This window comes from Caulobacter endophyticus (assembly GCF_029543245.1).
GTDB lineage: Bacteria > Pseudomonadota > Alphaproteobacteria > Caulobacterales > Caulobacteraceae > Caulobacter > Caulobacter endophyticus_A.
The window spans coordinates 75,968-82,050 of sequence record NZ_JARQWV010000024.1; the positions used below are offsets into that span (position 1 = coordinate 75,968).

A 6,083-nucleotide genomic window follows, 5' to 3' on the forward strand; every position below is an offset into this window, starting at 1 on the left:
CTCAGCCCTCGGCGCGGTGCACGATCCGGCCGTCGACGATGGTCATCAGCACCTGGCCTTGCAGCCTGCGGCCGTCGAACGGCGAGTTCTTCGACTTCGACAGCAGCCGGGCGGCGTCGACGATGATCGGCGCGTCGAGATCGCACAAAACGAGGTCGGCCGGCGCGCCAGGCGCGATGCGGCCCGTTTGCAGGCCGAGCAAGGACGCCGGAGCCAGGGTCACCGCGCGGATCAGGTCGATCAGGGCCAGGCGCTCGTCGTGATAGAGGCCCAGCAGGGCCGGCAGCAGGGTTTCGAGACCCACGGCGCCGGGCGCGGCCTGGTCGAACGGCAGGCGCTTGTCCTCGGCCGGGGCCGGGGCGTGGGCCGAGACGACGATGTCGATCAGCCCGTCCGCAAGCGCCTCGATCAGGGCCTGGCGATCGTCCTCGCCGCGCAGGGGCGGGGTCAGTTTGGCGAAGCTGCGGTAGTCGCCGATGTCCAGCTCGTTGAAGCACAGGTGGTTGATCGACACGCTGGCGTGGATCCGCAGGCCCTTCTTCTTGGCCCGGCCCAGGGTCTCCAGCGCCTGGGCGCTGGTCAGCTGGTCGACCAGCAGGCGCCCGCCGGTGGCTTCCAGCAGGGCGACGTCGCGCTCCAGCATGATCCGCTCGGCCATCGGCGAGATCGAAGGCAGGCCCATGCGGGCGGCGAATTCGCCGCCGGTGGCCGCCCCGCCCTTGGCCAGCCACGGGTCGAGCGGGCGGTGGGCCAGGATGGTGTCGAAACCCTTGGCGTAGGAGAGCAGGCGCTGGAACACCTTGCTGTCGGCGATCGGCTTGTCGGCGTCGGTGACGTAGACGCAGCCGGCCTCGCGCATCAGGCCGATCTCGGCCATTTCCTCGCCGCGCAGGCCCTTGGTGGCCGCGCCGGCGCAGAGGATGCGGGCGGCGTCGATGTCGCGGGCCCGGCGCAGCAGGAAGTCGACCGTGCTGGGGTCGTCGACCGCCGGATCGGTGTCGGGCTGCACGACGAAGCTGGTCACGCCGCCGGCCGCGGCCGCGCGGGCGGCGCTGGCCAGGGTTTCCTTGGTTTCCGCGCCCGGTTCGCCGGTCTTGACCCGCAGGTCGATCAGGCCGGGCGCCAGCATGGCGCCGCCGCAGTCGACGATGCGTACGCCCTTCGAGAGCTTGCCGAACTCGCGGCCCTTGGCCACGTCGGCGATGACGCCTTCGGAGACGATGACGCCGCCGGGACCGTCATAGCCGCTCTCGGGATCCACCAGGCGGGCGTTGACGAAGGCGAGCGGCTGGGGCGCGGTCATCGGCCTTCCTCCTCGAGACGGTGGGCGAGGGCGGCGAGCACGGCCATGCGGGCGGCGACGCCCATCTCGACCTGGTCCTGGATTAGGCTGACGGCCGGATCGTCGGCGACGTCGCTGTCGATCTCGACGCCACGGTTCATCGGGCCAGGGTGCATGACCCTGGCCCCCGGCGCGGCGCGCGACAGCTTCTCGCGGTCCAGGCCGTAGAAGCGGAAGTATTCGCGGGTCGAGGGCACGAAGCCGCCCTGCATACGCTCCAGTTGCAGGCGCAGCATCATCACCACGTCGGCGCCGGCCAGGCCCGACTTCATGTCGTGGTGCACGGTCACGCCCCAGCGCTCGGCCTGGGCCGGCATCAGGGTGGGCGGACCCACCAGGCGCACGCTGGCGCCCAGGATCTGCAACAGGGCGACGTTCGAACGCGCCACGCGGCTGTGCAGCACGTCGCCGCAGATGGCCACGGTCAGGCCCGAGACGCGGCCGAAAGCCCGCCGGATCGACAGCGCGTCGAGCAGCGCCTGGGTGGGGTGCTCGTGCTGGCCGTCGCCGGCGTTGACGACGCTGCCGCTGACCTTCTGGCTGAGCAGGGACGCAGCCCCCGACGAGGCGTGGCGCACGACCAGCAGGTCGGGCCGCATGGCGTTCAGCGTCACGGCGGTGTCGATCAGGGTCTCGCCCTTGGCCACCGACGAGGTCTTGGGGTTCATGTTGACGACGTCGGCGCCCAGCCGCTTGCCGGCCAGCTCGAACGAGCTCTGGGTGCGGGTGCTGTTCTCGAAGAACAGGTTCATCAGCGTCCGTCCCTTGAGCAGGTCGAGGGACTTGGACGTCTGCCGGTTCAACGCCACGAAGGCGTCGGCCAGGTCCAGAAGGTCGGCCGCCTGGGGGGCGTTGAGATCGCCCGCCGAAAGGAAGTGCCGCTTGGGGAACGAGAAGAGGCGCTTGCGGATCGTCTCGATCGCCGCGCTCGGGTCATGGGCTGAAGCCGTCATGAGCCCGCGTCATAGGCGGCTTTGGGCGGGAAGGGAAGGCTCGTCTGGTCCCTCTCCCCATGCGGGAAAGGGTGGCCTCGCGGAGCGAGGTCGGGTGAGGGGTTGAAGGCGCTGTCCGCTGCTTGGGGCGGATCGATTGGATGAGGCTTTGAGGTCTGAGAGACCCCTCATCCGTCGGCTGCGCCGACACCTTCTCCCGCAAGGGGAGAAGGAACCCTACGGTTCCCCCCGGATCCCCCGCATCCGCTCCAGGGCGCCCTGGAGGATCCACCCCGCCGCCATCTTGTCGACCACCTCGCCGCGGCGCTTGCGGTTGACGTCGTGCTCGTCGATCAGCACGCGGGTCACGGCCGCCGTCGACAGGCGCTCGTCCCAGAAGGTGATGGTCAGATCCGGGCGCAGGCGCAGCAGGTTGCGGGCCAGGGCGCGGTTGCTCTGGCAGCGCACGCCCTCGGTGCCGTCCATATTGACCGGCAGGCCGACGACGATCCCGGCCACCTTGCGGTAGTCGATGATGTCGAACAGGGCCGCGGCGTCCTGGGTGAACTTGGTCTTGTGGATCACGGTCAGCGGGCTGGCGACGGTGAGGGTCACGTCGGACACGGCCACGCCGATGGTCTTTTCGCCCGGGTCCAGGCCGATGACGGGCTTGTAGTCGGGAATGGCGGCGGCGAATTGTTCGATGTCGAGAACGGGCATGGCGCGGCTTCTACGCCTTTGCGGCGCTTCGCGCGAGGAAAAGCCCGCCGCGCGAGCCGTCGGGCTTGTCAAAGACAAGGCTAGGCGGGTAACCCACCCCTCGACTGTCCGTGAACGCGGGCAAACAACACTACTGCTTGGAGAAGGCCCCATGGCCATCGACGCCGCGACCGTCCGCAAGGTCGCCCGGCTCGCCCGCATCGCCGAACCCGAAGAGCGCATCGAAGCTCTGACGCAGGAGCTCAACGGGATCATGACGTGGATCGAGCAGCTGGCCGAGGTCGACACCGACGGCGCCGAGCCGCTGACCAGCGTCGTGGCCGCCGGCCTGCCGCTGCGCGAGGACGTCGTCACCATGGGCGGCGAGCCGCAGGTGGTGACCGGCAACGCGCCCAAGTCCGTCTCCAACTTCTTCGTCGTGCCCAAGGTGGTCGAATAATGAGCGCTCTGACCAAGCTTACCCTCAAGGGCGCCATCGACGGCCTGGCCGCCAAGGACTTCACCTCGGTCGAACTGACCAAGGCGCACATCGACGCCATCGAAGGCGCGCGGGGCCTCAACGCCTACATCCTGGAAACCCCGGAGCAGGCGCTGGACATGGCCGCCGCCTCGGACGCCCGCCGCGCCAAGGGCGAGGCCGGTCCCCTGGACGGCGCGCCGCTGGGCGTGAAGGACCTCTTCTGCACCAAGGGCGTGCGCACCACGGCCTGCTCGAAGATCCTCGAGAACTTCGTCCCGGCCTATGAGTCGACGGTGACGTCGAACCTGTGGCGCGACGGCGCGGTGATGCTGGGCAAGCTGAACCTCGACCAGTTCGCCATGGGCTCGTCGAACGAGACCAGCTACTTCGGCCCCGTCACCAACCCGTGGCGCGCCAAGGACAGCAACAAGGCCCTGACCCCGGGCGGTTCGTCGGGCGGCAGCGCCGCGGCCGTCGCCGCCGACCTGTGCCTGGGCGCCACCGCCACCGACACCGGCGGCTCGATCCGCCAGCCGGCCGCCTTCACCGGCACCGTCGGCATCAAGCCGACCTACGGCCGCTGCTCGCGCTGGGGCGTGGTGGCCTTCGCCAGCTCGCTGGACCAGGCCGGCCCGATCGCCAAGACCGTCGAGGACGCGGCCCTGCTGCTGAACTCGATGTCGGGCCACGACGAGAAGGACTCGACCAGCCTCGACGTCCCGACGCCGGACTTCACCCAGTTCGTCGGCAAGTCGGTCAAGGGTCTGCGCATCGGCGTGCCGAAGGAATACCGCGTCGACGGCATGCCGGCCGAGATCCAGAAGCTGTGGGACGACGGCGTCGCCTGGCTGAAGGAAGCCGGCTGCGAGATCGTCGAGATCAGCCTGCCGCACACCAAGTACGCCCTGCCGGCCTACTACATCGTCGCGCCGGCCGAGGCTTCGTCGAACCTCGCCCGCTATGACGGCATGCGTTACGGCCTGCGCGAAGAGGGCGCCAACCTCGCCGAGATCTACGAGAACACCCGCGCGAGCGGCTTCGGCGACGAGGTCAAGCGCCGCATCCTGATCGGCACCTATGTGCTGTCGGCCGGCTATTACGACGCCTACTACCTGAAGGCCCTGAAGGTGCGTCGCCGCATCGCCGAGGACTTCGACAACGCCTGGACCAAGGTCGACGCCATCCTCACCCCGACCGCGCCCTCGGCGGCGTTCGGCCTGGGCGAGAATTCGAGCGACCCGATCGCCATGTACCTGAACGACGTCTTCACGGTGACCACCAACCTGGCGGGCCTGCCGGGCCTGTCCCTGCCGGCCGGTCTCGACGCCAACGGCCTTCCGCTGGGTCTGCAGATCATCGGCAAGCCGCTGGACGAAGGCACGGTGTTCTCGGTGGCCGGCGCCATTGAAAAGGCCGCCGGCTTCACGGCCAAGGCCGACAAGTGGTGGTGATGTGAATGCGTGAAACCTCGTCCTTCGACATGCTCAGGATGAGGTTTCATTGCAGGCGTCTGACTTGATCCTCACCCTGAGCCTGTCGAAGGGCGAGGATCACGCGCAAGAAAAAGGGGCGGCTCCAGCGATGGAGCCGCCCTTCGTCGTTTCAGGCCGTTACTGCGGCGTAGTGGGCGTCACCGGCACGACCGGGACGGGCGCTTGCGGCGCCGGCGTCGGGGTGGGCGCGGGCACGGCCAGCGGAGCCGGCTCGGCGACGATCGCGGCCGGGGCGGCGGGCGCGGGAGCCGGGGCGGGGGCCGGAACCGTGGCGCTGGCGTTGCTCGAGGCCTCGTCGGCGGACGGCGCGCTCTCGACCGGCGCCGGGCGGGCGGCGCGACGAGCGGCCGGTCGCGGTTCGGCGCGGGCGACCTCGGTGCGTGCGGCCGGAGCCGGGGTCGGAGCGACGGCGGGCGTCGCGGCGGCCGGTTCAGGCATCGGGGCCGGGGTCGGCGCGGGCGCGGGTGTCGCAACCGCCTCGGCCTCGGCGACCTTCAGGCCTTCTTCCGGCGAGGCGGGGGTCTGGGCCTGGTTGCTCATGATCCCCCAGGCCAGGGCGCCCACGGCGACCACGGCGACGGGAGCCCCGATCAACAGTGGCAGGTTGTTCGAAGACTTCTTCTTGCGCGTCGAGGTGCGCGCATAGACCGGAGCTTGCGGAAACAGCGCCGAACCGTCGTCAGCATTGGCGATCACGGGTTCAGGACCATCGAGGTTCAAGGCAGGCATTTGGGTCCTCCTCAGCTTATCCTTGTCGGGATAAGTAACGGGAGGTTTCGAACGTGGTTCCTCCTGACCCGGAATGGCGCCGTTTCTGCCGGATTCAGGCCGCAATTCTTGTGGCGCTTCCCAAGATCCTCCCCCCGAAGGGGGAGGTGGCCCGAAGGGCCGGAGGGGGGCGTTCTCAGCTGCCGCAACGCCAGCCGCCCTCCCACCCGTCCAATCCCCGCGAAAGCGGGGACCCAGGCTTTTTCTGACACCCACGGCCAAAGCCCTTCCCCCTTGATGGGGGAAGGGTGGGGATGGGGGTGACACCGCGCGTTCCGCCTCCACCGTCGTTTCAAGCCCAACCGCCGCAGCCACCCCCAACCCCGGCCCTTCCCCCATCAAGGGGGAAGGGGGGCGTTTTGCGGCCC

Annotated in this window: 6 protein-coding genes; 2 read left to right on the forward strand and 4 right to left on the reverse strand. The window is 69.6% G+C overall.

Features of this window, described 5'->3' with window-relative positions; all coding sequences use genetic code 11:
* Position 1: 1 nt before the first annotated feature.
* The 3 genes from pyrC to ruvX form a co-directional block, all read right to left on the reverse strand.
* Positions 2 to 1,303 (reverse strand): dihydroorotase, encoded by a 1,302-nt coding sequence (gene pyrC / locus P7A99_RS20540; RefSeq protein WP_277795607.1) that lies wholly within the window; start codon positions 1,301 to 1,303, stop codon positions 2 to 4.
* Positions 1,300 to 2,295 (reverse strand): aspartate carbamoyltransferase catalytic subunit, encoded by a 996-nt coding sequence (locus P7A99_RS20545; protein WP_109100180.1) that lies wholly within the window; start codon positions 2,293 to 2,295, stop codon positions 1,300 to 1,302. The genes pyrC and P7A99_RS20545 overlap by 4 nt, the downstream gene beginning before the upstream one ends.
* 216 nt (positions 2,296 to 2,511) lie before the next feature.
* Positions 2,512 to 2,994 (reverse strand): Holliday junction resolvase RuvX, encoded by a 483-nt coding sequence (gene ruvX, locus P7A99_RS20550; protein WP_277795608.1) that lies wholly within the window; start codon positions 2,992 to 2,994, stop codon positions 2,512 to 2,514.
* A gap of 151 nt (positions 2,995 to 3,145) precedes the next feature.
* On the opposite strand from ruvX, the gene gatC reads away from it, so the two are divergent.
* Positions 3,146 to 3,433, forward strand: a complete 288-nt coding sequence (gene gatC, locus P7A99_RS20555; protein WP_277795609.1) for an Asp-tRNA(Asn)/Glu-tRNA(Gln) amidotransferase subunit GatC — start codon at positions 3,146 to 3,148, stop codon at positions 3,431 to 3,433.
* The gene (gene gatA, locus P7A99_RS20560; RefSeq protein ID WP_277795610.1) at positions 3,433 to 4,905 is read left to right on the forward strand and encodes an Asp-tRNA(Asn)/Glu-tRNA(Gln) amidotransferase subunit GatA; all 1,473 of its coding nucleotides are present in this window, start codon (positions 3,433 to 3,435) and stop codon (positions 4,903 to 4,905) included. The genes gatC and gatA overlap by 1 nt, the downstream gene beginning before the upstream one ends.
* A gap of 159 nt (positions 4,906 to 5,064) precedes the next feature.
* On the opposite strand, the gene P7A99_RS20565 is transcribed toward gatA, so the two are convergent.
* Entirely contained in the window at positions 5,065 to 5,676 is a 612-nt protein-coding gene (locus tag P7A99_RS20565) for a hypothetical protein (protein ID WP_277795611.1), read from the reverse strand.
* Positions 5,677 to 6,083: the final 407 nt, after the last annotated feature.

Bases quoted from the DNA above. Each gene is read 5' to 3' on its own strand.
- ruvX (WP_277795608.1), bottom strand. From the start codon at position 2,994: ATGCCCGTTCTCGACATCGAACAATTCGCCGCCGCCATTCCCGACTAC.
- gatA (WP_277795610.1), top strand. From the start codon at position 3,433: ATGAGCGCTCTGACCAAGCTTACCCTCAAGGGCGCCATCGACGGCCTG.
- pyrC (WP_277795607.1), bottom strand. From the start codon at position 1,303: ATGACCGCGCCCCAGCCGCTCGCCTTCGTCAACGCCCGCCTGGTGGAT.
- P7A99_RS20545 (WP_109100180.1), bottom strand. From the start codon at position 2,295: ATGACGGCTTCAGCCCATGACCCGAGCGCGGCGATCGAGACGATCCGC.
- P7A99_RS20565 (WP_277795611.1), bottom strand. From the start codon at position 5,676: ATGCCTGCCTTGAACCTCGATGGTCCTGAACCCGTGATCGCCAATGCT.
- gatC (WP_277795609.1), top strand. From the start codon at position 3,146: ATGGCCATCGACGCCGCGACCGTCCGCAAGGTCGCCCGGCTCGCCCGC.